General features: G+C 35.8%; 23 protein-coding genes. 8 read left to right on the top strand and 15 right to left on the bottom strand.

Annotated features, from left to right (window positions below; translation table 11 throughout):
• Positions 1 to 4: 4 nt before the first annotated feature.
• Both SLH52_RS18910 and SLH52_RS18915 read right to left on the bottom strand, forming a co-directional pair.
• Entirely contained in the window at positions 5 to 796 is a 792-nt protein-coding gene (locus SLH52_RS18910) for an ABC transporter permease (RefSeq protein WP_320210812.1), read from the bottom strand.
• Positions 789 to 1802, bottom strand: coding sequence for an ATP-binding cassette domain-containing protein (locus SLH52_RS18915; RefSeq protein ID WP_320210813.1), 1014 nt, complete (start codon positions 1800 to 1802; stop codon positions 789 to 791). Before SLH52_RS18915 ends, SLH52_RS18910 begins: the two co-directional genes overlap by 8 nt.
• A 174-nt stretch (positions 1803 to 1976) precedes the next feature.
• Here SLH52_RS18915 and SLH52_RS18920 point away from each other — a divergent pair, with 174 nt between their 5' ends.
• From SLH52_RS18920 to SLH52_RS18935, 4 genes are all read left to right on the top strand, one after another.
• Complete coding sequence (locus tag SLH52_RS18920; RefSeq protein ID WP_320210814.1) at positions 1977 to 2117, top strand: hypothetical protein; 141 nt, start codon at positions 1977 to 1979, stop codon at positions 2115 to 2117.
• A gap of 213 nt (positions 2118 to 2330) precedes the next feature.
• Positions 2331 to 3626, top strand: coding sequence for a glutamate-1-semialdehyde 2,1-aminomutase (locus tag SLH52_RS18925; protein ID WP_320210815.1), 1296 nt, complete (start codon positions 2331 to 2333; stop codon positions 3624 to 3626).
• Positions 3627 to 4122: 496 nt separating this feature from the next.
• Positions 4123 to 8595 carry a glutamate synthase-related protein gene (locus SLH52_RS18930; RefSeq protein WP_320210816.1) on the top strand — a complete coding sequence of 1491 codons (4473 nt, stop codon included), beginning with the start codon at positions 4123 to 4125 and terminating at the stop codon, positions 8593 to 8595.
• Positions 8596 to 9254: 659 nt separating this feature from the next.
• A complete protein-coding gene (locus tag SLH52_RS18935; protein WP_320210817.1) occupies positions 9255 to 10340 on the top strand; it encodes an aromatic acid exporter family protein in 1086 nt (361 codons plus the stop codon).
• Between the two features lie 135 nt (positions 10341 to 10475).
• Here SLH52_RS18935 and nikC read toward each other — a convergent pair whose 3' ends face one another.
• From nikC to fabL, 9 genes are all read right to left on the bottom strand, one after another.
• On the bottom strand, positions 10476 to 11375 hold the full coding sequence (gene nikC / locus SLH52_RS18940) for a nickel transporter permease (RefSeq protein WP_320210818.1): 900 nt from the start codon (positions 11373 to 11375) through the stop codon (positions 10476 to 10478).
• A 12-nt stretch (positions 11376 to 11387) separates the two neighbouring features.
• Positions 11388 to 12398 (bottom strand): ABC transporter permease, encoded by a 1011-nt coding sequence (locus SLH52_RS18945; protein WP_320210819.1) that lies wholly within the window; start codon positions 12396 to 12398, stop codon positions 11388 to 11390.
• Between the two features lie 220 nt (positions 12399 to 12618).
• Positions 12619 to 14277, bottom strand: a complete 1659-nt coding sequence (locus SLH52_RS18950) for an ABC transporter substrate-binding protein (protein WP_320210872.1) — start codon at positions 14275 to 14277, stop codon at positions 12619 to 12621.
• A gap of 52 nt (positions 14278 to 14329) precedes the next feature.
• Entirely contained in the window at positions 14330 to 15298 is a 969-nt protein-coding gene (locus SLH52_RS18955) for a dipeptide ABC transporter ATP-binding protein (protein ID WP_320210820.1), read from the bottom strand.
• The gene (locus SLH52_RS18960; RefSeq protein ID WP_320210821.1) at positions 15273 to 16289 is read right to left on the bottom strand and encodes an ABC transporter ATP-binding protein; all 1017 of its coding nucleotides are present in this window, start codon (positions 16287 to 16289) and stop codon (positions 15273 to 15275) included. Before SLH52_RS18960 ends, SLH52_RS18955 begins: the two co-directional genes overlap by 26 nt.
• 331 nt (positions 16290 to 16620) lie before the next feature.
• Positions 16621 to 18381 (bottom strand): ABC transporter ATP-binding protein, encoded by a 1761-nt coding sequence (locus tag SLH52_RS18965; RefSeq protein WP_320210822.1) that lies wholly within the window; start codon positions 18379 to 18381, stop codon positions 16621 to 16623.
• Positions 18382 to 18647: 266 nt separating this feature from the next.
• A complete protein-coding gene (locus SLH52_RS18970; protein ID WP_214480486.1) occupies positions 18648 to 19178 on the bottom strand; it encodes a DUF402 domain-containing protein in 531 nt (176 codons plus the stop codon).
• Positions 19179 to 19589: 411 nt separating this feature from the next.
• On the bottom strand, positions 19590 to 19796 hold the full coding sequence (locus tag SLH52_RS18975) for a gamma-type small acid-soluble spore protein (protein ID WP_320210823.1): 207 nt from the start codon (positions 19794 to 19796) through the stop codon (positions 19590 to 19592).
• Positions 19797 to 19872: 76 nt separating this feature from the next.
• Complete coding sequence (gene fabL / locus SLH52_RS18980) at positions 19873 to 20622, bottom strand: enoyl-[acyl-carrier-protein] reductase FabL (RefSeq protein WP_320210824.1); 750 nt, start codon at positions 20620 to 20622, stop codon at positions 19873 to 19875.
• A 156-nt stretch (positions 20623 to 20778) separates the two neighbouring features.
• Here fabL and SLH52_RS18985 point away from each other — a divergent pair, with 156 nt between their 5' ends.
• Complete coding sequence (locus SLH52_RS18985; protein WP_320210825.1) at positions 20779 to 20955, top strand: hypothetical protein; 177 nt, start codon at positions 20779 to 20781, stop codon at positions 20953 to 20955.
• 32 nt (positions 20956 to 20987) lie between these two features.
• Here the strand turns inward: SLH52_RS18985 and mutY are convergent, their stop codons facing one another.
• The gene (gene mutY, locus SLH52_RS18990) at positions 20988 to 22082 is read right to left on the bottom strand and encodes an A/G-specific adenine glycosylase (RefSeq protein WP_320210826.1); all 1095 of its coding nucleotides are present in this window, start codon (positions 22080 to 22082) and stop codon (positions 20988 to 20990) included.
• Between the two features lie 41 nt (positions 22083 to 22123).
• Positions 22124 to 22417: a hypothetical protein gene (locus SLH52_RS18995; RefSeq protein WP_320210827.1), complete on the bottom strand. Its 294-nt coding sequence runs from the start codon at positions 22415 to 22417 to the stop codon at positions 22124 to 22126.
• A 144-nt stretch (positions 22418 to 22561) separates the two neighbouring features.
• Here SLH52_RS18995 and SLH52_RS19000 point away from each other — a divergent pair, with 144 nt between their 5' ends.
• The 3 genes from SLH52_RS19000 to SLH52_RS19010 all read left to right on the top strand — a co-directional run bounded on the left by SLH52_RS19000 (position 22562) and on the right by SLH52_RS19010 (position 24118).
• Entirely contained in the window at positions 22562 to 23539 is a 978-nt protein-coding gene (locus SLH52_RS19000; RefSeq protein ID WP_320210828.1) for a metal-dependent hydrolase, read from the top strand.
• Positions 23540 to 23754: 215 nt separating this feature from the next.
• On the top strand, positions 23755 to 23919 hold the full coding sequence (locus tag SLH52_RS19005; protein ID WP_214480493.1) for a small, acid-soluble spore protein K: 165 nt from the start codon (positions 23755 to 23757) through the stop codon (positions 23917 to 23919).
• A gap of 37 nt (positions 23920 to 23956) precedes the next feature.
• Positions 23957 to 24118 (top strand): YpzG family protein, encoded by a 162-nt coding sequence (locus SLH52_RS19010; protein ID WP_214480494.1) that lies wholly within the window; start codon positions 23957 to 23959, stop codon positions 24116 to 24118.
• Positions 24119 to 24161: 43 nt separating this feature from the next.
• Here the strand turns inward: SLH52_RS19010 and SLH52_RS19015 are convergent, their stop codons facing one another.
• Together SLH52_RS19015 and SLH52_RS19020 are read right to left on the bottom strand one after the other, a co-directional pair.
• A complete protein-coding gene (locus tag SLH52_RS19015) occupies positions 24162 to 24491 on the bottom strand; it encodes a YfhH family protein (RefSeq protein ID WP_320210829.1) in 330 nt (109 codons plus the stop codon).
• Between the two features lie 296 nt (positions 24492 to 24787).
• Complete coding sequence (locus SLH52_RS19020) at positions 24788 to 26452, bottom strand: L-lactate permease (RefSeq protein ID WP_320210830.1); 1665 nt, start codon at positions 26450 to 26452, stop codon at positions 24788 to 24790.
• Positions 26453 to 26837: the final 385 nt, after the last annotated feature.

The following is a 26837-nucleotide window of genomic DNA, read 5'->3' on the forward strand; positions in this document are numbered from 1 at the left end:
GTTTTTATCCTCCTTGAACGATGAGCTGCTTTTTAGCACTATTCCATAAAAGCTTAATAGGTATGACTAATACGATTGCCCATATAAGTTGGAACATAAGTGCTTCAATGATGTCATTTCCTTTGAATCCTTCAGTAAATATCATACTCGGAATATAGCTAATTGCCTGAAACGGAAAGAACATCATAACTTCTTGTGCCCATAATGGATAAAAGCTAATAGGTAGCAGTAGTCCTGAAAAAAGGTCAATCACTACTCTTTTTGCACGGATTAAGCCATCGTTATTAAATAAAAAGAACGTCATTATTCCCGTAATTAAGTTAATTTGAGTATTTATAATAAAGCTTAAAACAATTGCAATAATAAAATAAAGCCATGTTGATACACTAGTAGAAAAATTAAAAGGAAAAATTAATCCTACAATAAACATCCCTGGTAAAGAAAAAAACAACAAACGAAACAAACCTTCTCCTAAGCCTTGCATCGTCTTCATACCCAAATAGTTGTAAGGACGAATGAGTTCTATCGCTACCTTTCCTTCACGTATCTCCATTGCAATCTCTCGATCAATATTATTAAAATAAAATGCTCTAGCCATCCATGCTACCGCTACATACGTAGTCATTTGTATAACAGACAATCCTTGTAACTCTCCCTTATCACCGTAGATTGCTGTCCATAAGAAGTAGTAGGCACCTATATTTATACTGTAAATTAAAATCCCACTGTAATAGTTTGTTCTATAAGCAAGCATCATTAAGAAGCGTATTCTAATCATTTCTATGTATTTATCCATTAACAACGCCTTCTTCGTATATATTTCTTATAATTTCTTCAGTAGCAACCTCATTAACATTAATATCTTTAATTTGGTATACCGCCACAATTCTTCTAATGAGCTCTGAAATGATTGTTTCTTCATCTCTGACATTTGCAATCCAAACATTCATTCTTTCATGATTTTGCCACTTAACATCTAGATCAGCAGTATGTGACAATAATTCAGCTTCATTTATTTCCTTCGTAAATTGAAACTGTATTTGTTTACCATCACCCCAATTTGATCGAAGGGCTTGTAATGAACCATCATATATTATTTTCCCTTCATCAAGCATGACAACACGCTCACATAATGCTTCAATATCCGATAAATCATGTGTCGTTAGTAATATTGTTGTTTTATATTTTTCATTTATTTCTTTTAAGAATTTCCGAATCTTAAGCTTTACTAACACATCTAAACCAATTGTAGGCTCATCTAAAAATAATAACGGCGGGTTATGGATAAGAGCAGCAGCTAGTTCACAGCGCATACGTTGACCTAAAGACAACTTTCTCACAGGCTTATCCAACAAAGGTCCAATATCTAAAGTTTCAATAACGTGTCCCATATGATTGTTATAGTCTTCATCAGACACTTGATATATTTTTTTTAATAACCTAAATGATTCTTGTACCGCAATATCCCACCATAATTGTGACCGCTGACCAAACACTACCCCGATTGTTCTTACGAATTTTTCACGATCTTTATGAGGATTCATCCCATTCACTCGAACACTTCCAGACGATGGAGTTAAAATTCCTGTAAGCATCTTAATCGTTGTTGATTTACCAGCACCATTCTCTCCAATGTAACCTACCATTTCTCCTTCTTTAATCGTTAACGATATATCATCAACAGCATGTATTAACTTATAATTTCGAGTAAATAAATCTCGAAACGCTCCCTTTAACCCAGCTCGACTTGAGAAGGACTTAAATTCTTTGTTCAGCCTATCTACTTCTATTACATTCTTCATTTTCTTCCCTCCAACTACACACGATAAAAACTAGTTTATATAAATATTGTGAATGAAACAAATACAAAGCATACAGCATACCAAAAATATATTTTGATAGTATAATAAATATAAAAGCGGAGCCGACTGTTTAGTCTCGACTAGCCTTGGAAGCTTTTCAACTGAAGACGCTTTTTGTCTTCTGATGAAAAGGTGAAACGACTCGAGAGGCTAGGAGGCGGAGCTGGATTAATAAAAGCGGAAGCGCCTTGTTCATCACCGACAAGCACTGGAAGTATTTCATTAGAAGGCGTTTTTTGCCTTCAAATGAAATAGTGAAGTGACCTCGAGGGGATTGGCGCTGGAGCTGGATTAATAAAAGCGCAAGTGCATCGTTCATCCTCGACAAGCAAGCGATCTATAAAATATGCAGGTGTATTTTTCCTTGAATGAAGGATCATGATGAATCGAAGAATAATGCACTGAACTGTAGCTTAACCAATCGACAAGCATAACAGGTGTATATTGAAACTATTATGGAGGTTAGTTATGAATTTTACTAAATCTAAACAATTACATAATGAAGCTTTACAACACATTCTTGGAGGTGTGAATAGTCCTTCTCGTTCTTACAAAGCTGTCGGGGGAGGATCACCTGTAACTATGGAAAAGGCGAAAGGAGCCTACTTTTGGGATGTTGATGGCAATAAATATATTGACTACTTAGCTGCATACGGCCCTATTATTACTGGGCATGCCCATCCACATATTACTGAAGCAATAAAAACTGCTGCAGAAAATGGCGTATTGTATGGAACGCCGACACGACATGAAATTACTTTTGCAAAGATGCTAAAAGAAGCTATGCCGTCATTAGAGAAAGTCCGATTCGTTAATTCTGGGACAGAGGCAGTGATGACCACCATTAGAGTAGCACGTGCTTATACAAAGCGTGATAAAATTATAAAATTCGCAGGATGCTATCATGGTCATTCTGATCTAGTTCTAGTTGCTGCAGGTTCTGGACCGTCTACACTTGGGACACCTGATTCTGCAGGTGTTCCAAAAAGTATAGCTCAAGAAGTCATTACTGTACCATTCAATGACATAGAACCATTTAAAGAAGCACTTCAAAAATGGGGAGATCAAATTGCAGCAGTACTTGTAGAACCAATAGTAGGGAATTTTGGAATAGTGGAACCTAAACCTGGCTTTTTACAACAAGTGAATGAGTTAACACATGCGGCAGGAAGTCTTGTCATTTATGATGAAGTTATTACAGCATTTCGATTCATGTACGGAGGTGCTCAAGACTTACTAAGCGTAAAACCAGATTTAACTGCATTAGGTAAAATTATTGGCGGAGGCTTACCTATTGGAGCATACGGTGGCAGAGCTGATATTATGGAGCAAGTAGCACCACTCGGACCAGCGTATCAAGCGGGAACGATGGCTGGGAACCCCGCATCTATTTTATCTGGTATTGCCTGCCTAGAAGTATTACAACAAAACAATGTATATGAAAAGCTAGATAACTTGGGAGCGATGCTAGAAGAGGGCATTTTGACTCACGCAAAAACTTATGAAATCCCTATAACAATTAACCGACTTAAAGGTGCCCTAACTGTTTATTTTACGAATGAAACCATTGAAAACTATGAACAAGCTGAAAAGACAAACGGCGATACTTTTGCTAAATTTTTCAAATTTATGCTTACTCAAGGAATAAACCTTGCTCCTTCCAAGTATGAAGCATGGTTTATTACTATAGCTCATACAGAAGAAGACATTCGAACGACAATAAAGGCTGTCGGGACTGCATTTAAACAGTTGAAAAATGCATAATTATACATTTCAAACAAACACTATCTTGTAATAATTGATAGTGTTTGTTTGAAACACACTTATGAAAACGCTTACACATCAACATTGTTGTTTTGTGTAAAATTGATTGACTATTCAGTATTATGTATATTATATAAACAATTATGAATAAATAATTGATTTTTTCTACAGAACATGTTAGAATAGGTTTTAAATTCTGTGATTTTTCGTTCAATTATTAGTATTCTTATATACTTTTAATTGAATCGTTCGTTCTAGAGGTAAAGACCTCACTTCCACAGGTGAGAGCTTCTTAACAGGTGTAGTAAGTAGTGTCTGTCCTCATTACCCAACACTAACTCATTGCTTAAGACGATTCACCCAAATTTGATTCCTCGTAACCTTATCCAATATGTTTTATAGATCATTCTAAATAGGAGGTGAACGGCTAGAAAGTGGGTACAACTGTGATCAAAATTAACTTTAACATACCATATCCTACTTCAAAGCCGCTTGTATGAAAAACAACTGGAGCCCAAGCTTATTCGAAGATTATCAACACGCCGAGCATGATGCTTGTGGAATTGTATCAGCTATTGAAAAGGAAAAAATCCCTACAAAGGCAAATATCGACACATGTATCAATGCTCTCGTTACTATGAACCACCGTGCCGGATTTATTAACGGTGAAGGTGATGGTGTTGGGATTCATATAGATATTCCAAAAGCTCTTTGGGAAGAAAAGTTAACAAAATCAAATCAAGATCCACAACTCGCTAGTCGACATGATTTCATCGTTGGTCATCTTTTCATTACTAAATCTGAAAACACGAAAAAAATAAAAGATAGCATTAAACATCTCTTCCAAGAACATGAATTGACAATTGTATTTGAATCAGATCAAGTTACTTCATCTAGAGCCTTAGGCCCTATCGCCTCACAACAAGATCCGATCTTTTGGCAAATAGCCTTATTACCAGAAGACACAAATAATAACTTAGCTAATACTCTTTTTGACTTAACAGTTAACATTGAGCAAGATGAAAATGTTCATGTTGCATCATTAAGTAATTACCATGCTGTTTATAAAGTCATGGGTGCTGGAGATATTTTACCAAAATACTACGATGATTTAGCAAATCCATTAGTTGCGTCTACTATGACATTAGGTCATAACCGTTATTCAACAAATACACTGTCCAACTTTTTTAGAGTACAACCTTTTAGTGTATTAGGACATAACGGAGAAATTAATACAATTGCCAAACTTCGTGATGAAGCAACAATGATTGGAGTTCCTTTAACGGATGGTGGGAGTGATTCACAAGATTTAAATCGAACAATAGAAACATTCATAGCTAGAGATGGCTATAGTTTGTTTGAGGCAGTTGATGTCCTATTTCCACCAATTATTAATGAAATAAAAACATTCCCTAACCATCTTCAAGATTTGTATACTTACATTCGAGAAGCTTGGGGACACTTTGCTCAGGGGCCTGCGGGAATTATATCTAGATATAATGACGAAGCTGTATTTAGTGTCGATTCACTAGGATTACGCCCATTATGGCAAGTAGAAACTGAAACTAGTTATCTTTTCGCTTCTGAACAAGGCATCATTTCTGCGAGTGAATTTGTTGCTGAACCGAAACCACTTTCTCCTGGTGAAAAAGTCGGCTTAAAATGGGGAGAAGACAATTATATAAAACTATATGAATATGATAAGTACCAAGAAGAGGTATACAATAGATTTAATAGTAGATGCGATATGACAAATTATAGAGAACGTTTAACTTATCCATCGTATGAAAAACAAGTAATGATCTCTAACGAAACTAAAGTTCATAACCGCCAATATTCTGCATTTGGTTGGGATAGAGAGCATATTCAACTGCTTGAACAAATGGCGGAAAAAGGGGCGGAGCCGATTCGTTCTCTAGGCCACGATGCACCTCTTGCAGCAATTAATAATTCTAGAAAAAATATTGCAGATTTTATTAAGGAAAGTGTCGCTGTTGTAACGAATCCAGCAATAGATCGCGATAGAGAAACTGAACATTTTTCAACTAGAACCATTGTCGGAAAAAGACCATCTCTCTTTGATAACAGCGAGGATAGCTATGCAGTTGAACTTATATCTCCAATTCTTTTAGAAGGTGGTATTGGAAATGCATGTGCTAATGACTTAAGTCAACCATCTTACGATCAATTAGTGCAAACATTCAGCAATCATAAACTTACCCACTTTCTACCATCAGTTTACGAGGACCATGAAACGATTCCAACCGCGTTAAATCGTCTTGTAGAAGAAGCATGTGAAGCTGTAATTAATGGAAAATCTATCATAATTATCGATGATGCTCAGGCACATAGTGACGGGAAGTTATGGATTGATCCTTTGCTCATTACTTCTGCAATTGATCAAGCTTTAGTTAAAAAACAATTACGACGACAATGTTCTATACTATTACGCTCAGGGGCTATCCGATCATTACATGATATTATTGTTGCTTATGGACTTGGAGCTAATGTTATTAGTCCGTATTTATTATTCGCTACTGTTGCTGATGACACAACTATGAAAACCCAAAACCTATTTAATTCATTAAATAAAGGTTTAGAAAAGGTAATATCTACGATCGGCATACACGAGCTCCGTGGATATGGCAGGCTCTTCTCAGCAATTGGATTGCATGATGAAGTGGCAAGTACATTAAACGTTGTAAACTTTTTCGGATCAAACGAATTGAAACATAATTTTGCATCTCTTAAAAATGATGCGATTACAAGAGCACAAGATTTTGAAAACGAAAGCGCGCGTCCGGGAAAAACTTTTCATTTGTTCCCGCGTTTATGGAAAGCCATTAGTGATGTTGCAAAGACAGGTTCATATGATTTATATCGTGAAAAGCTGTCGGAGCAAGAAGGAGCTAACCCAACGACAATACGTCATTTAACAGAATTGAAGCAGACAGAAAAACCAGTACCTACTGAAAAAGTTGACATTAGTGTAGCAAATCATGATCTACCATTTGTCATTGCATCAATGTCATTCGGATCACAAAATGAAATTGCATTTAGAGCATATGCTGAAGCAGCCAATCGATTAAATATGGTTAGCCTTAATGGTGAGGGTGGAGAAATTAAAGATATGCTAGGAAAATACCCTCATACTCGTGGACAGCAAGTAGCATCAGGACGATTTGGAGTAAACGCTGAGCTGTTAAACTCATCAAATTTACTAGAAATTAAAATAGGTCAAGGTGCTAAGCCTGGTGAAGGTGGACATCTTCCTGGATCGAAAGTAACTGCCAAAATTGCAGAAGCACGAAACGCAACGATTGGTTCTGATCTAATATCGCCGTCTAATAACCATGATATATATTCAATTGAAGATTTAGCTCAAATGATATCAGAACTGAAAACAGCTAATGACCAAGCAAAAGTTATAGTGAAAGTACCTGTCGTCCCTAATATCGGAACGATTGCAGTTGGCATAGCAAAAGCTGGAGCAGATATTATCACACTTAGCGGTTTTGATGGAGGTACAGGTGCTGCAAGAATACATGCTTTACAACACGTAGGTCTTCCTGTAGAGATTGGTGTAAAGGCTGCACATAACGCCTTGTTAGAAGCTGGTTTACGGAACAAGGTTGAACTTTGGGCTGACGGTGGTATAAAAAGCGCAAAAGACTGTTTGAAAATAATGCTGCTCGGCGCAAACAGAATTGGTTTTGGAACCCTATCTATGATTGCGATTGGATGTACGACATGTAAAGGATGTCATCTTGATTCTTGTCACGTTGGAATTGCGACGCAAATCGAATCAGAAGCTCAGGCGAAAGAGCACGGACTCCGTAGGTTCGTTCCTAGACAATTTGATGCTGCAGTACAAGGACTTGAAAATTTATTTACCGCTTTTGGCAAGGAACTGAAAGCTTTAACCGCTTCATTAGGCATGACTAATTTGCAAGATATTGTAGGTAGATCTGATTTACTTGAACAGGTTCACGGGATTGATGCGATGGACTTATCACGCTTATTATCAACACTTGATGTTGAGCAATTTTCTTATCGAGATACACCAGTTGAAAAAGCAGAAAAGCAATTAGCTACAGCTGTAGGTGCAGAGTATTTAGATGACAAAGTAGAAGACTTACATCTCTCTCGTGAATTTACGACCGTAACGGCAGAACAACGTATTCTTGGAAGTCGCGTGTCATGTCACCGTGTACGTGGACGTCTCGATGGCTCATATGAACAACTTCCAAATGTAACATTAAAATATACAAACGGATCCATCCCTGGGAATGGTTTAGGTGCTTACAACAGTAGTGGTATTAATATCCAAGTTGATGGTGGTGCACAGGACGGCATTGGAAAAACTTCCTTTGGTGGCAATATCTCAATCCTTAAATCTAAAGGAAAAGATGGAAAATACTATAATGGTGCTGTTGGAAAGGGCTTCGGTTATGGAGCACAAAAAGGCTTACTCATTGCCCAAGGTAATGCGGATGCTCGTGCAGGAATTCGTTTATCTGGTGCAGATATGATCATTGGCGGAAAAGTAACAACGCCTATTCCAGATAAAGAACATGGCAATATAGGTGTACATGCAAATATTAAAGGATTTGCTTTTGAATATATGACTAACGGTCGCGGACTCGTCTTAGGTGATCCAGGCCCTTGGATTTGTGCAGGTATGACCGGTGGAGTAGTTTATTTAAGACATCAGCCTGAAATGGGTCTTACGAAAGAAGCTATAATGAAAAGAATTGCAAAAGGTGCAAAAGTTTCTATAGAGCCATTAAGTAGTAAAGGCATTGACGATGTCAAAGAGCTACTTAACAAATATATTGAAGCACTTAGTGAAACTGATCAGTCTGATGAAATAAAGGAATTGAATGTATTACTTGAAGATCTTGAAAACAACTTTTTACAATTGATTCCATCAAAAGAACAAGCTGACCCTTCTGTATCAACTGAATAATAAAGTCCTTTAGTTTCGAATTCAATAAGTAAAAACAGAGTCTTCAAAAGCTAATTTAAGCCCCGCCTTCTTGAGGTAAGGGGCTTACTTCTTTTTATAAAGCTGTTTTAGCATTGATTGTTGCTTTTCGTTCAAAGATATAAGCACGTAGTCAACTAGCGTTCGTGGAATCTTTTCTATTTTTAGATTTATTGAGCATTCATAAAACTCGTCATATTGTCCATTTTTTAAAAGAAGTAGCAACAAAGTTTACGAAAAAAACCTTTTATAAATCTTATAACATTTAAACATTTATAAGTAGATTAAAGCGCTTGTCATCATATGACCCAAAAAGATACTAACTACACTACGATAAATAGCAGCGGATGAAGCAACCTTTCTTTTTATGTATCAAAGCTAAACTAAAAACCTTTGCTCATATTTAAGCCCCTGATCTAATACAATTTTTAACTACCTATTTATTCTAACTATATTAATGTTCACCTTTACAAATAATTAAAATCGATTGACACATTCTATCTCTTGCCAATAAATCATAATCATTGTATAGTACATTATTATTTACATTTTGCTAGGCATAGTAAAAACAAGTGTAGATTATTAGAAATCAGTTGTACGTTATTTTTTTACTTAGCCTAAATGAAAGGACATTGTTAAAAATGAAACTCGGTGCCCGAATGTTAAAAACGGGAATTGCAATAGCTCTTGCATTATTTTTGGCTCATATGTTGAACCTGCCTTCCCCTGTGTTTGCAGGGATTTCAGCTGTTTTTGCAATACAGCCTTCAATTTATCGGTCATATTTATCTATCATTGAACAAGCTCAAGCAAATATTATAGGGGCAATTTTTGCTGTGATCTTCGTACTGATTTTTGGTAACGACCCTTTTATTATTGGATTAACTGCCATTATCGTAATTGCTATTAATTTAAAGCTTAACCTAGAAAAAACAATTTCTATATCATTGGTTACAGTTATCGCTATTATGGCAAGTCCAACCGACAACTTTATTCAATTTTCATTCATACGATTTTCGACCATTATGCTTGGGATACTATCAGCTTTTTTCGTAAATTTAATTTTTTTACCACCTAAATATGAAACAAAGCTCTACTATAATATAGTTGAAAATACTGAAGAAATTATAAAATGGATCCGAATGAGTACAAGAAATGCCTCTGAACATGGGTTCTTAAAGAACGATATAAATAAACTAAAAGATAATATGATAAAGCTTGATCAAATGTATTTATTATATAAAGAAGAAAGAATCTACTTGAGAAAACATAAATATGTAAAAACAAGGAAACTTGTACTATTTAGGCAAATGATTATCGTAACAAATCGGTCGCTTGACACATTAAAGCTATTACACCGACTAGAAAATGAATTACGCCATATGCCAAAAGAATTTCAATCTATGATTATATCTGAACTCGATTGCTTATTAGGCTTTCATGAACAGATTCTATTAAAATTTATCGGAAAAATAAAGAGTCAACCAACTGAGGATGCAAAAAAGGAAGCACACAACGGAAGATATTTTCTGTTACAATCATTTATTAAAGATTTCAATGCACAAAATATTAATGATCATTTAAATCATTATCAAGTGTTACCTTTAATTGGAGTAATTATTGACTATTATGAACAACTACTGCACCTCGATCATCTCATTGATAGTTTCCAACAATATCATAAGGACGAGAATGAATTTCAAATTGCTAATAAAGAGGATATGTAAGAACTGTACAAAACAACTGGGGTGTATCGGAATCATATAACCGGAAGATTACCTTATAACCTTCTTTGGTACTATTATTATGACTGTGCCTTTAGTAATAATAAAAAAACAGCTAACAAGTGAGGTTAGCTGTTTTTACGTTTTCATTTTTGGATCTAATGCATCTCGAAGACCATCGCCCATTAAATTGAACCCTAATACAGTAAGCATAATGGCAAGGCCAGGAAATATCATCGTCCATGGGGCTTGTATTAAATAATTTTTTGAATCTGCAAGCATTTTTCCCCATTCTGGTTCAGGAGGTTGTGCACCTAACCCTAAAAACCCTAGTGCTGCTGCTTCAATAATTGCTGTGGCAACAGCAAGTGTTCCTTGAACGATAATTGGAGCCATACTATTTGGCAAAATATGATGTAATAGTATTCTTGAGTCACTCATGCCAATAGCCTTTGAAGCTACTATATACTCTTCCTGTTTTACACTAAGGACTTTTGAGCGAATTAATCGGCCAAATATAGGTACATTGATGACAGCTATTGCAATTAATGCATTCCTAAGTGATGGACCCAATACAGCAACGATTCCAATCGCTAGTAGCATACTTGGAAAAGCAAGCATAATGTCAAATAATCTTGAAATTACAACATCAACCCAACGACCGTAGTATCCAGCGATAACACCTAGTAATGTTCCAACTACAACAGAACCTAATACAGCAAAAAACCCTACTGTTAAAGAGATTCTAGCTCCAAAAATTATGCGGGAAAATATATCTCTACCAAAGTCATCAGTACCTAACCAATGGTCACTAGATGGTGGCTGTAAACGGTTAACAATGTTTTGTTCAGCATAATCATACGGTGCGATGTAAGGTGCTACTAATGCCACAATAACAAAGAATAAAATGATAAACATACCGATTACCGCAAGTTTATTTTTCTTAAAGTTTTTCCATGCATCTCTCCATGGAGATGACACATCTTCTTTCGTATCTGTTTGTTTTAAAGGGGTTTTCTCCCTCGCAAGTTCCGCCATTTTCCCCTCCTGTTACTTTGTGTCATACTTAATACGTGGATCTATAGCTGAATATAAAAGGTCAATAATTAAATTAATCAGCACAAAGATAGTAGCAACAATTAACATTCCAGATTGAACAACAGGATAGTCACGAGCAAAAATTGCATCAACTATATATCTTCCGATACCAGGCCAGCTAAAAATCGTCTCTGTTAAAATGGCTCCACCTAATAATAGTCCTGTTTGTAAACCAATAATTGTTAAAACTGGGATAACAGCATTTTTCAAGGAATGTTTATAAACGACCCAAAACATTCGTACTCCCTTTGCTCGCGCTGTACGAACATAATCTGAGCGCATAACTTCCAGCATACTTGATCGTGTAATCCGAGCAATAATTGCCATCGGTATCGTTGCTAGTGCCAAGCTCGGCATAACAAGATGTTTAATAACATCTACAAATTGATCAGTTCTACCTTGTAGTAACGTATCAACTATAAATAAGTGCGTTATAGGTTCAACTGGGTCACGAACTGATTCTCTCCCGGTTGTCGGTAACCATTCTAATTGCACTGCAAACACCCATTGCTCCATTAATCCAAGCCAAAATATTGGCATCGAAACGCCAATTAAGGCTAATAACATCGCAATATAGTCAAACCAAGAATTTTGAAACCAAGCACTAATAATTCCAGCATTAACACCAAGAATAATAGCAATAAGCATTGCAGCAAATGAAAGTTCAATTGTTGCTGCAAGATAAGGCCAGATTTCTTCATTAATTGGCTGACTCGTCGTAATTGATTCTCCCAAGTCACCAGTTAACAAATTACCTAAATAAGAAAAATATTGAATATACCAAGGTTGGTCTAAACCAAGCTTTATTGACAATGCTTCAATGGCTTCTTTTGAGGCAAGCTGACCTAACATAATTTGTGCAGGATCACCTGGAATTGCACGTAGCATTACAAAGACGATAAGCGACATACCTAACAGAACTGGTATGAGCATCAAGATACGGCGAATAGTATATGATAGCAATATGTTCACCTCTTTCTTACAAACTAATCAATACAACTAAATAAGCTCTTTTCATAAACTTTCTTGCAATTGTAATCAACTAAGTGTTTATATAAAGTTGTCCTCATTTGACAAATGACAAATTGCCGCAAATGCTAGTTTTGTACATGGTTATTACTGAATAAGAAAAACGCTAATAGATAAGAAAGGAGAGCTTTTACACTCTCCTTCCAAAAATTCGTTATTTAAAGTCAACCTTCGTTAGTTTATCAGATCCAGTTGGATGTGGTAAAAACCCAGTGATATTTGCTTTACCAGCTAACATTGGTTTAGAGTGAACGAGTGGAATCCAAGGTGCATCATCTTTAATAATTTCTTGAGCTTGTTTATATAAGTCATTACGAGTATCTTCATCAGCTGTCGTTTGTGCCTCTTTTAACAGCTCATTTACTTCAGCATTATTATAGTATGAATAGTTATTACCTCCGATGCTATCTCCACCTAATAATACATTTAAGAAGTTATCAGCATCTCCATTATCACCAGTCCAGCCTAATAAGAATGTATCAGCTTCACCATCACGAGCCTTATCTAAATATGTTCCCCAGTCAAATGTTACGATGTTAGCTGTTACTCCGATTTTTGCAAATTCAGCTTGTAAAACTTCTGCTACCTTTTGTCCTTCTGGCATATAAGGTCTTGGTACAGGCATTGCCCATAATTCCATTTCAAAGCCATCAGGATATCCTGCTTCTGCAAGTAATTCTTTCGCTTTGTCTAAATCGTAAGGATAATCTACAATGTCATCATTATATCCTGAAATACTAGGTGGCATTGGGTTTTTCGCTGGCTCTGCTTGGCCTGCATAAAAGGCTGTAATTAATGCTTCTTTATCAACAGCATGATTTAATGCTTGTCGAACGAGTTTCTCTTGTAATGGTCCTCTCGTACTCGTTAACCCTAAGTAGCCTACGTTCATGGAAGGACGTTCAAACACTTGTAAATCTCCATTGCTTGCAGCTAAGTCCACATCTGAAGGATTTATTCCGTCCATTAAATCAATTTCACCGCTTTGTAGCGCATTAAATCGTGCAGCATTATCTGGTATTGCCATGAATGTTACTTTATCTAATAATGGGTAGTTCGCTAACCAATAATCTGTATTTTTTTCAAGAACGATACGCTCATCACGCTTCCATTCTTTAAAGACAAATGGACCTGTACCTACAGGGTTTTCTGTAAAGTTATCACCAAACTCTTCAATTGCTGAAGGGCTAGCAATACTAAATGGTGTCATTGCTAAGTTTTTCAAGAAAGGTGACTGTGGTACAGCTAATGTAAATTTCACTGTATATTCATCTTCAGCTAATACTTCACTAATAACGTGACCTTCTTCACCTTTGAAGCCACCAAACATTGAGCCGTAGTAGTAGAATTCACCTTTGCTTCCATTTGCCCAGCGCTCAAAGTTATATACAACAGCATCAGCATTAAAATCAGTTCCATCATGGAATTTAACGCCTTGTTGTAACTTAAACGTATAAACTAAACCATCATCAGATATATCCCAATCTTCAGCTAATGAAGGGTTTATAGTTGTATCTTGATCACCATATTCTACTAACGTATCATAAATATTTTTAGCAACCTTCATAGACTCGCCATCTGTAACGATTGCAGGATCTAAGTCTACTGAGTCACCACCACGTCCGAAGACAAGCTCTTTTGGCTTTGCTTCCTCTTCAGGCTCAGTAGCTTCTTCTTCTGTTTGCTCTTGCTCTTGTTCTGTTTCTTCTACGCCTTCACTTGAGCTCGTATCTTCTGTTTTACCACAGGCAGCAACGACAAGTGACAGCATAAGTATAAATATGAATGTCATAAATAGATTTTTTCTCTTCATTTGCACACTTTTCCCCCTTGTAATAATTGTTATTTATCATCAATATTGCTTACTATTCAAATAAATGGCAAGCAACATAATGACCCTTTTCAACTTCCTTTAATTCAGGTCTTTTTGACTTACAAATATCCATGCATTCACTACACCTCGTGTGAAAAGCACACCCTTGAGGAGGATTTGATGGACTCGGAATATCGCCTGACAAAACCTCTGTTTCCATTTGAAAATCAGGGTCAGGTATTGGCACAGCAGATAGTAAAGCTTTCGTATACGGGTGTAGCGTATTATTGTAAAGTTCTTCACTATCTGCTAACTCTACTAATCTACCTAAATACATTACACCAACACGATCGCTAATATGCCTAACAACACCTAAATCGTGAGCAATAAATAAATATGTTAAGTCAAACTCCTTTTGTAAATCTTCAAGAAGATTAAGTACTTGCGATTGAATAGATACATCAAGAGCAGATACTGGCTCATCAGCAATGATAAGCTTTGGTTTTGTCATTAGTGCTCTCGCAATACCAATTCTTTGGCGTTGACCTCCACTAAATTGATGTGGGTAGCGCTTCGCATGGTAGTTGCTTAGCCCAACGACTTCAAGCATTTCTAGTACTCTTTTTTTTCGTTCCTCTTTCGTTCCGATACCGTGAACAATCAGCGGTTCTTCTAGTATTTTTTCCACAGTATGACGTGGATTTAGCGATGCAAACGGATCTTGAAATACCATTTGCATATCGCGCCTTATTTTTCTTAAGTCATTTTTTGAAAGGCGAGTGATGTCCTTATTCTCAAATAACACTTGGCCTTCAGTCGGTTCTAATAGTCTAAGTATCGTTCTACCTGTTGTGGATTTCCCACAACCACTTTCACCGACTAAACCTAAGGTTTCGCCCTTTTTAACGTAAAAAGATACACCGTCAACAGCTTTCACTTCACCAATCTTTTTATTTAGCACTCCTCCATTAATTGGAAAGTGTTTCGTTAATCCTTTAACTTGTAGTAACTGTTCTGTCATAACTGTCTACCTCCTTTTCATCATGTAAGAAGCAGCGTACACGGTGCCCTATTTCATCTGATTGATAGAGTGGAGGTGTTTCTGTGAAGCAACGTTCCATTGCATGAGAGCACCGTTCAGCAAAGCGACAGCCTTGATTGATAGAGCCTGGTTTAGGAACATTACCTGGTATTGAATAAAGACGTTCTGCTTTATGACGAATATCAGGAACAGATTTGATTAATCCAACTGTATATGGATGTTTAGGATTTTTGAAAATTGTTCTAACGTCGCCTTCTTCTACAATCTTACCTGCATACATGACAACAACTCGCTGACAAACTTCCGCTACCACGCCCAAGTCGTGGGTGATTAACATAACCGCAGTATTCATTTTTTTATTTAAATCTTTCATCAGTCGTAAAATTTGTGCTTGAATCGTAACATCAAGTGCAGTTGTAGGCTCATCAGCTATAAGAATTTTCGGATCACATAGCATGGCCATTGCTATCATTACCCGTTGCCTCATACCTCCAGATAACTGATGAGGATATTCATTTATTAATTCTTCAGCCCGTGGGAGGCCTACTAAATTTAATAATTCAATTGCACGCTGCCGTGCGTTTTTTCTATTTAAGTCAGTATGTATTCGTAATGCTTCAATTAATTGCTGCCCTATCGTGAATAGCGGATTAAGCGAGGTCATTGGCTCTTGAAAAATCATCGCTATATCATTCCCTCTAATATCACGCATTCTTTTTTCTGAAGACTTTGTTAAGTCTTCATCGTTATATAGTATCTCACCTGCAACTATTTTTCCTGGAGGTTTTGGAATCAACCCCATTATCGATAGAGAGGTAACACTTTTTCCACAGCCGGATTCACCAACTATTCCTAACATTTCTCCCTCTTGAAGGTAAAAATCTATGTCGTCAACTGCAGGAACTTCTCCACTATCAGTAAAAAAGGACGTTCTTAATCCTTTCACTTCGAGAATTGGACGTTTTCGCAAAAAAATACCCCTCTCAAAACATATTATTAATTCAAAATTATTATACTAGTTAAAATAAATATATGTATCATTATGCCATTCATTTTATATTATTACAATACTAAATTTTCCGAATTTTTCACTTTCATCTTCTCCTTTAACGAGATAAAGTTGAGAAGCATTATAATACTTTTTTGTCGCTTTCACATTCTAAATAATCGAAGCGTATACCTTACAACTCTTTCACCTTCTACAATTATTATACCTTTAGTACTTTTTTCCTAAATGTGAATGAAAAACCTATTATAAACAGGCATTGAAGTAGACAAAAAAACATAGAACAACGAGTGTCCTATGCCATTTCTTCTTGATTAAGCTGTTGTACTGTAAACAATTGATAATAGCTACCTTTTTTGTTCATTAATTCATGATGAGTACCTACCTCAACAATTTGACCATGTTCAATAACAACTATTTTATCTGCATGAGTAATAGTCGACAAACGGTGAGCAACGATAAACGTCGTTCTTTCCTTCGCAAGTTGTTCTAACGCCTCTTGTATAAGGTGCTCACTCTCCAAATCTAATGCAGAAGTTGCCTCGTCTAAAACTAGTAGTTGCGGATCTTTTAGGAAGACACGTGCGATTGCAACTCTTTGCTTTTGTCCCCCTGACAGCTTAACTCCACGTTCACCTACTTTTGTATCATAACCTTCAGATAGATTTACAATAAACTCGTGGGCATTTGCTGCTTTTGCTGCTGCAATCACCTCTTCATCAGTAGCATCTGGCTTCCCTAGTAATATATTCATTTTCACAGATTCACTAAATAAAATACTATCCTGCAATACCATCCCAATATGATTTCTTAATGAACGAACCTTGTAATTACGAATATCGACACCATCTAATTTAATTGAACCTGATGTTATATCATAAAAGCGTGGAAGTAGACTTACAAGAGTCGATTTTCCACCACCACTCATTCCTACAAATGCAACCGTCTCACCTCTATTGACATGTAAAGATAATTGATTAATAACAGGAGCTTCACTTTCGCTATACTTAAAAGAGACAGAAGAAAAAGCTACTTCCCCTTTCACATCTTTACATTCAATTGCATCCTGACGGTCAGTAATATCGTATTTCTCATCCATAAATTCAAATACACGGTCCATTGAGGCAAATGCTTGAGTAAGAGTCGTTGATGAATTAACTAATCTCCTTAACGGATTATACAAACGATCTATATATCCTACAAAGGCAATCATCGTACCGACTGAAAGACTTCCTTGAATGACTTCATAACCTGCATAGCTAATTACAATAAGTGGTGATATATCTGTAATTGTATTCACTATCGAAAATGCCTTTGCATTCCAACTTGTATGTTGCAATGCCTTTGTTAAAAAATGATTATTATGATGATCAAATTGCTTTTGTTCATAATCCTCAATAGCAAAGCTTTTGATGACTGGTATTCCCTGAACACGTTCATGTAAATGTCCTTGTACTTGTGCCAATGCCTGTGAACGTTGTCGTGTTAATGAACGAAGACGCCCAAAAAAGAATTTGACAGATACCGCAAATAGTGGCAGTAAAATGATAGAAACAAGCGTTAGCTTCACATCCATTGTAAACATTATAATGATGGCTATGACAATGGTTCCCATATCTAGCCATAAATTCATTAAGCCGGTAATAACAAAGGATTTTGTTTGCTCCACATCATTAATCACTCGTGAAATTACTTCGCCAGCTCGAGTGTTCGCATAATATGAAAGCCCTAGTTTTTGCATATGTTGATAGAGATTGCTACGAATATCAAATAATACTTTACTAGCTGTCCATTGGGCGAAATATTGACGAAAATATTCAACCGGGGGACGAACAAGTACAAAAATAATGAACATAATCCCCATAATCGTCATTAACTTTTCAGTTTTAGTGTCTGTTGTTAAATTTGGATTACCTATAACATCATCTATTACGTATTTTAATAACAGCGGAATAATTAAAGGTATAGAAAATTTAATAATGCCAATTAAAACTGTTCCTATTACATGCCATTTATACGGTTTGACAAACCGTAAATATCTCGTAATATTATTCAAATTAACACCTCAAAATGGTGAACTTGTCTAAGCTAAATAAAAATGATCAAGTGAAAGATTTACTCAACTTGACCTCACTATCGTACATTTAATAAAGCTGTTCCATCGTATCAAGGAATAAATACAAATAATTCAAATGTTCGTGCATTTCTTGTCTAAAAAGGATACCAACTGAAAAAATCATTATTTGCTGTTCTCATTTAGTAATCACAACAACAAAGTTTACGTATAGAGGCATGATACAAATGAGAACCTATATGTAAGAATTATCCCCGAAATGTTAAAAAACGCTCATACCACATGTCTATAAAATCAGGCGAAAAAGGACCTTTTCTTTGTCGAATCCAATGAACTAATTGTTCAACATTCATTTTCAAAATGCGATCAATTACTTCAGGGTAGTTCATTTGATTGCGGTGTTGCTCATATTCATCCTCATCTAAAAGTACATACGTCATATCTGGGAATACTTTTATATCCAGATCATAATCGATGTATTTTATAGCTTCCTTATCCCATACAAAAGGAGAGCTAATATTGCAATAGAAATATACCCCATCTTCCCTTAGCATACCTATCACATTAAACCAATGTTTGGCGTGGAAGTAGCAAATTGCTGGTTCTCTCGTTATCCATGTTCGACCATCAGATTCAATAACCATCGTCCGATCATTTCCACCTATAACCAAGTTTTTCGTCCCTTTTAAAACTGTGGTTTCTTCCCAAATGCGATGAATATGTCCATCATGTTTGTAGCTATGTATTTGTATTTTGTCTCCTTCCATGGGAAAACCCATCTTTCTCCCCTACTTTCATTGGACGCTTTGGAAACTATTGAACCTAAATTTGCTTCAAAATGTTACCAAAGAATTATTTCCTGTTTCTCTTATTATAACGGTTCAATTGAGAATTTAAAACAATTGAACTTAATAAAAGCTCTGATACTGTCAATTCCTCTCATAATAAGTCCAAATTCTATGGATAGAAGCAGGGTATCGTCAAGCTGAATTTCACATTGCCTTTTGTTTGAAATAGCAAATTAACCCATAGGAACAATTGAGCTTATAGAAATATGATTTATTTCGCCTCATATCGTATTTTTTACACAAAACATTCTTCTGAAATATTTAGAAAAACAAGCTATTTAATAAGCCTATATTTAAAAAGGCACTTCTTATACGTGAATAAGAAGTGCCTGTTGGTGATTCTTAGTATTGTTGGTTATTTTGGTTATTTTGGTTATTTTGATTTTTTTGCGCTTCTGCTTGTTGATTTTGTTGTCTCACTTCTTGAGCATTAGTTTCACCCGCAAATTCTGTTCCGTACTGTCCAGCTTGCGCGTTTTGCTGCTTTACCTGTTGAATATTCGTTCCAGAAGCTGTTTTGTTAGGCTGTTGATTTTGGTTTTTTGCCACTATTAATCACCTCCACGACATATAATGTAACCAGAAGGTGAAAGGACTATCCAAAAAAAATGATATTTTTCATATTCTAAACGAGCAATGATCTTCCTCCATCAACTATAATCGTTTGGCCACGTATCATCTGTGCATCATCCGAAACTAAAAATAATACTGTTTTCACAATATCTTCTACTTCTACCATTCGACCAGCTGGTGTATGATTACGGGCATCTTCCAACATGTCTTTTCTGTTAGGAAAATGCTTTAGTGCATCAGTGTCAACAGCACCTCCTGATACTGCATTGACTATAATGTTTTTAGAAGATAATTCAACAGCTAAGTATCGTGTTAAAGCTTCTAAAGCAGCTTTCGACACTCCAACTGCTGTATAATTCTCCAAATATCTTATGGATCCTAATGAGCTAATGCTAACAATTTTTCCACCGCCATTTTTCTCCATCAGGTTGGCGGCTTGTTGAGCACAAAATAATAATGCTTTACTGTTGATATCCATTGTCCAATCCCAATGAGACTCTTTTAGCTCCATGACAGGACGTTGTACACCTGATGCAGCATTATTTACGAAGATATCAAGCCTACCAAATGTATCCTCAATAGCGCTGAACATGTCATTTATTTTTTCAATACTCCCTACATTAGCCTTTATAAGCAATGCTTTTCTACCTAGAGATTCTATCTCCTTTGCCACTTCGAGAGCAGCACTTTTGCTTCGGTTATAATTAATTACAATATGATATCCTTTTTGCGCTAGCTCAAGTGCAATTGACTTTCCAATCCCTCTACTACTTCCTGTAACGAGTGCTACTTTATCTGTCAATTAAATCAAGCTCCTTTTCCTTTATTCACATGCTGATGAATATTTTATCACATCATTGATTCAGATGAACAACTTCTATAATTCAGTATATATAATCATGAGAAAAGTAAAAATAACAATGGGAGAAATTACGCAAATAAAAAGGGGTGAATAAACATGTATTCAGGTCGTGATCTAACCGAGTTGTCAATGATGGCAAAAAACAAATGGAAGAACGAAGAGTTGTCTTTTTTTCATCATTCGCTACAGCAAATAACACCTTATTTAAATGTGGAAGGTCAAACAATCCATAGAGAGATTATTGAAGAGATCGAGTCAAGAGGAGGAGTATAACATTCTTAACCCTTAACTCGATTAGTAGAAGCTTATTTTACCATTTGAAATTGTTCATATATACGTTGATGTGAAACAGGAAAAGCGTATTTCTCCATTTCTTCATTTGTTACAATTTCACAATCTAGTGTATTATCGACATTACCAATGATTTCTCCTTGATATACAGTAATATTCCATATAAGGTGTGTGAACACATGTTCAATAGTTGCTATTTGACTACCTATTTTACAATTCACCTTATACTCACTCTCAACAAAGGCTTTTATTTGTTCTTTTGGAGTCCCTAAGTCTGTAAACAGCTCACAATTTGGAAATTCCCATAAGTTAGCCAAAAGACCTGTTTTCGGTCGTTTATGAATCAATACTTTGCCATCATTCGTTGTTAACACAACCGCTACCATCGATTTACGTTTAGGTGGTTTCTTTTTGCTTTTAACTGGAAGGTCACCCTGTACACCTTCAGCCACTGCTCGACAATGCTCCCGAACTGGACATAATAAACAAGCTGGCTTACCGGGTACACAAATCAATGCACCAAGTTCCATTAAAGCTTGATTGAAGTGTGATGGATTCTCCTTTGAAATCAAATCTCTAATCAATTCTTCAAATAATTTTCTCGTACTAGTTTTAGCTATATCCTCCCAAATAGACAAAATTCTTGCTAATACCCGCATTACATTTCCATCTACTGCAGGTTCTGGTATTCCATAGGCAATACTTAATATAGCACCTTTCGTATATGGGCCTATCCCCTTTAGCTTTGATATCTCTTCAGGGTTATTCGGAACGACACCATTATATTTCTCGTTCACTTCTTTTACCGCAGTATGTAAGTTACGTACACGTGAATAATAGCCTAGTCCCTCCCAAGCTTTTAACACTTCATCTTCATTTGCTTCTGCCAGCACTTCAATCGTAGGAAACTTATCAATAAAACGTTGAAAATATGGGATTACAGTGTCTACTCTCGTTTGTTGTAACATGATTTCCGATACCCATACTTTATAAGGATTTTGATCCTCTCTCCAAGGTAACTGACGCTGTTCCTTTTCAAACCAATGAAGTAGATCATCTTGAAATTGTTCAATGTTAAAGTTTTCTAAAATATTGTCATAATATTTCACGATATACCTCCTAGATGTTACACTAAAGATGAAATTGATACCTAGCTAACAATAGCCCAACTGTGGATATTTTTTAACCCACCATCGACAAACTTTTCAAATTGACCAAAAATAGAATGATTTTTTTGCTTACGAACTTTTCGAAGTGCAAAATAATGAGATCTTGTAGGAAGATAAAATGATTCAATATAACCGCTAGAAGTTCTATACCATTCAATCTTTGCTGCTTCAAATTCTGTTAGAAAGAATAACACATCCTCCATAACTTGTTCATATTGATAAATATGGAGATCATTTATAGGATACTCAACAAACATCTTTAAGCTTACTTCCATTAAAAAAACCCCTTTAGAAATCTTGGTATTTGGTTACATTAAATAAGAATAGAGCAAAACCAATATGTTTGTATTATTGACATGTTCTTCTGTTCCCCAGAAACGTTCAAATGCCATATAATATTCCATTAAGGAGGATCAAGATTGGATACTGGAACACATATAGTTATGGGAATTGCTATCGGTGGTTTAGCAACACTTGATCCGATAGCAGGAGCTGATTCAATAACTGCACAAGGCATCATGATAGGAGCTATTGTTGGCTCACTTGCACCCGATCTAGATACAATATTGAAATTTAACAATGCAAAATACATTCGAAATCACCGAGGCATTACACATTCTATTCCTGCGGTATTACTATGGCCTTTGTTAATCACTTTCGTTTTATATTTTATATTTCCTAGTGGGAATGCGCTACATATATGGATTTGGACATTTCTAGCTGTAATCCTCCATGTTTTTGTCGACATTTTTAATGCTTATGGGACACAAGCTCTGCGACCTTTTACAAAAAAATGGGTTGCTCTAGGCGTAATAAATACCTTCGACCCTTTTATATTCATTATGCATATTCTTGGTATTTTCGTATGGAAGCTAGGAGCCTATCCAGGTTATACTTTTTTGACAATGTATATGATAATTGCTATCTACTACGTGATACGACTGATTAAACAGCGACAAATTACTAACTCGATTTTAAAACATCATAAAGATGTCGAAAGTATAACAATATCTCCTACATTTAAATTTAATCAATGGCATTTGGCTATAGCTACAAAAAATAACTTTTATGTAGCAAGAGCTATGGATGATGATATTATTTTACATGATAAATATGAAAAGCATCCTGTTCCTAATTCACCGATCATTGATGCTGCCAAAAAAGATGAAAACTTGTCAGCATTTTTATCATTCTCACCTATTTATCGTTGGGTAATCAATGAGTTTGATGATTATTACGAAGTAAAATTTATTGATTTACGGTATCGTAGCAAAGGACATTACCCATTCGTCGCAGTTGTTCAACTTGATTTAGACTTAAATATAATAAGCTCATATACAGGATGGGTATTTAGTGATCAAAAGCTTAGAAAAAAATTAAACATGATGACATACTAAGCTAGAACTTCTAAAAGGGTCAAACTTCACACTTTTCAAAAAAGTTGTCACGTCTGACCCTTCCCCAAGCTGTTGTAAAAATTAGTAGAAAAAAGAAAACCGTCTATTATTTGTTTATCCACATATTTTCATTTCTACTCATACATATGCCCCGTGTATCTCCTCATACTAATAATGTGTTCCTGAACACATCTATAATTAGGAGGTGGAGAGATTTGGTAAGAAATAAAACGACAGGATTTCCCAATCAAAACAACCAAAAGTTCGAAGGAGAACCACGTGCGAAAGCTGAATATGCATCTAAACGAGCAAATGGAACGATTAATACTCACCCTCAGGAAAGAATGAGGGCTTCAGGTCAAAGGCAAAACTCTTATTAAATAAGTATTACTTTTCCTTAACCTTGGAGGTGTAATAGTGGCTAAGCATACTAAAAAACGTTTTTTTGATAACCGTTATTCTAATCCGTATCAACAGCCAGGTGCTAACCCTAAACATGCTCATGCTCAAGTAAATGGTGAAACACAGCAAGCACAAAACTTAATCATATTAGAAAATCAAACGAGAAAGCGCAGTTAATAATTGTATGTAAAGACAAAATAAGAGAGGGGTATACCCTCTCTTATTTTGTCTTTACTTTTTTCCCTAGCATTGAAATCGGAATACCTTCCTCACTATCTTCTTGACCTGTTCGATTCCCCCAAGCGAATATGCCATTTATATATTTCACTACAAAATGAACTCCTACATCGCCTTCTAATTCATACACTTCATCAGGCAAAAAATCTTCAGGATTTAATAAATAAGCCTTTGCTATAACAGCTTTTCGCTCTAGTACGGCAAATTCATTAACCATGCCAAGTTGTTCTGCTTTACGCGCTTTTTCTAAAAGGTGTCCAATTTCACTCTTTAGTTCAAACTCAGACATTTCACTAAAACGTTTCTCACCCATGTGTAGCTACACTCCGTTATCGTATTAATGAACTTATTTATGAGAAATGATAATCAGGTGAAGTAGTGTCCCCCACCTGATTTCCCATCTATTCATATTCATATTTATTAATGACTTTGATCCAAATTTATCGCTATTAGATTAAAATAGCTATGCGATTGTTATCTTATGAATGGAAAACTGAAGCCACGCATACTACTTGTAAGAGTGTCACTCCTTTGTACAAAATACAACAATCACTGCGATAATAACCTATTAATAGTATAATGCATTATTAACAAGATACAAAGCAGGATTTAAACAATAAATGAAATAATTAAACCTATTATACCTGCTGTTATTGCATAATATAACATCGGAATAATCGTAAAACGGATAATTTGTCCCTCTTTACCTAAGAGTCCTACAACAGATGCAGCAGCAACAACATTCAGTACACAAACCATGTTACCTGCATTTGCCCCTAATACTTGTTGTGATAATACTAATTGATTACTTACACCAATTTGATCAGCAACACTAAATTGGAATAACGAGAACATCATATTACTAAACGTAGCACTACCAGATATAAATGAACCTAGTGCCCCAATAATTGGCGCAACAAGAGGCCAAGCATTTCCAACAGCATTTGAAACCATTAGAGCTAACTCCATTGGCATACTTAATAAATCCGCACTATTTTCCCCAGAGTTTATGAAAATCCGAACCATCGGTAGAGCTGTACCTAATGCGATCGCACTTCCTACTAGCGTTTTTGCTGAAGTAACAAAGGACTGTTTAACTGCTATTGCTGACATACGGTGCAAAAACACTGTTATTAATACGACTACGAGAAACACAGTTCCTGGTAGATATAACGGCTCGAAGGAATTACTTATGTTTGTGCCAAGAATATTACCCATACCAACCTTTACTGAACGGAGCATATCTTTAAATGGCAGCACATCAATACGTGTAAGAACGAGTAACAAGGCTACTAACAAATATGGAATCCATGCCATTAGTATAGAAAGTGATTGTTTACCTTCACCTTCTGTCTTTATATGTTCATTAATTTCATGTTGCTGTTCATTATCACCAAAACCCCAATGCTTTGTTGGTAAAAGGAAACCTTTTTTAGCGGCAGGAATAACGATAGCTAGACCAACAAGTCCACCGATAATTGATGGGAACTCCGGCCCAAGGAAGGTAGCCACGATAAAGGCAGGCACAGTAAAGCTTAACCCTGCAAACAAAGCAAATTTCCATACTTGTAAGCCTTCCTTCCAAGAACGGTTTTCACCGAAAAAGCGCGTTAAAATGATAACGAGGATTAAAGGAATAAATGTACCAATAAGAATGTCAATTGAAACAGCTTGTTTAGCAACATTTTGTAAATATACTCCTAATGAATCAGTACCAAGTGATTCGACCACTTGAGGTGCAACTGAGGAACCTTGCTGAAGACCTTGATTAACTCCAACAATAACTGGTGTACCAACTGCACCAAACGATACAGCACTACTATCTGCAATGAGTGCTAAAACAACTGCGGCTAAAGGAGGAAAACCTAATGCAACTAGTAAAGGTGCACCAATGGCAGCAGGCGTTCCAAAGCCAGCAGCTCCTTCAATAAACGAACCAAATAACCATGCTATAATAATGACTTGTACACGTCTGTCTTGTGTAATTCCTAAAAATCCATTCCTAATTGAATCCATTGCACCACTATTTGTTAACGTATTAAGCAATAGAATTGCACCGAATACAATCCACAAAATTGAAATGGTTATAATCCAACCTTCAATTGTCGCAGCTGCAACTTGAACAAATGGCATCTTCCAAAAAAGCAACGCCATAATGCCTGTTAGAACTAAACTAATCGGCATAGCCTTTGTTGCAGGTAGCCTTAAAATGACTAAGAAAATAAAAACTGCTAATATAGGGGATGAAGCCGTAATAATTTCTAAAAAATTCATATCGATCACCTTTTTCATTTATTAAGAAAGCTGTTTCCGAGAAGAAAAAACATGTACACTGTTCTTTAAATCATGTCATCTATATATGACTACTTCTTTACGGTTCACATTAGGTAACAAAATTTACGAAAAGAGCCATTAAGAAAAGTACATACTTCCTAACAATACTTAAACAAGCCTACATTCTCTGTAGGCAAAGGTAAAAAATTGTTTGTTCATAAGAGTAGCAAGTGGGATAGTACTTTTTCATTTTAGATGGCAGTAAGTGCCCGAAGCAATAACAACAAAATTTGATCATCTAATCTAAACACACAGATCATTATACTCGAACTATGTGCTGGATTTCACAATCTTTTATGGCTTATTTGTGAACGTATTTGATTAT

This window comes from Cytobacillus sp. IB215665, assembly GCF_033963835.1.
GTDB lineage: Bacteria > Bacillota > Bacilli > Bacillales > SM2101 > Nanhaiella.

Excerpts from the sequence above, each read along its gene's own strand:
- SLH52_RS18910 (WP_320210812.1), bottom strand. The coding sequence starts at position 796 with ATGGATAAATACATAGAAATGATTAGAATACGCTTCTTAATGATGCTT.
- SLH52_RS18915 (WP_320210813.1), bottom strand. The coding sequence starts at position 1,802 with ATGAAGAATGTAATAGAAGTAGATAGGCTGAACAAAGAATTTAAGTCC.
- SLH52_RS18925 (WP_320210815.1), top strand. The coding sequence starts at position 2,331 with ATGAATTTTACTAAATCTAAACAATTACATAATGAAGCTTTACAACAC.
- SLH52_RS18930 (WP_320210816.1), top strand. The coding sequence starts at position 4,123 with ATGAAAAACAACTGGAGCCCAAGCTTATTCGAAGATTATCAACACGCC.
- SLH52_RS18935 (WP_320210817.1), top strand. The coding sequence starts at position 9,255 with ATGAAACTCGGTGCCCGAATGTTAAAAACGGGAATTGCAATAGCTCTT.
- nikC (WP_320210818.1), bottom strand. The coding sequence starts at position 11,375 with ATGGCGGAACTTGCGAGGGAGAAAACCCCTTTAAAACAAACAGATACG.
- SLH52_RS18950 (WP_320210872.1), bottom strand. The coding sequence starts at position 14,277 with ATGAAGAGAAAAAATCTATTTATGACATTCATATTTATACTTATGCTG.
- SLH52_RS18955 (WP_320210820.1), bottom strand. The coding sequence starts at position 15,298 with ATGACAGAACAGTTACTACAAGTTAAAGGATTAACGAAACACTTTCCA.
- SLH52_RS18970 (WP_214480486.1), bottom strand. The coding sequence starts at position 19,178 with ATGGGTTTTCCCATGGAAGGAGACAAAATACAAATACATAGCTACAAA.
- SLH52_RS18985 (WP_320210825.1), top strand. The coding sequence starts at position 20,779 with ATGTATTCAGGTCGTGATCTAACCGAGTTGTCAATGATGGCAAAAAAC.
- SLH52_RS18995 (WP_320210827.1), bottom strand. The coding sequence starts at position 22,417 with ATGGAAGTAAGCTTAAAGATGTTTGTTGAGTATCCTATAAATGATCTC.
- SLH52_RS19015 (WP_320210829.1), bottom strand. The coding sequence starts at position 24,491 with ATGGGTGAGAAACGTTTTAGTGAAATGTCTGAGTTTGAACTAAAGAGT.
- SLH52_RS19020 (WP_320210830.1), bottom strand. The coding sequence starts at position 26,452 with ATGAATTTTTTAGAAATTATTACGGCTTCATCCCCTATATTAGCAGTT.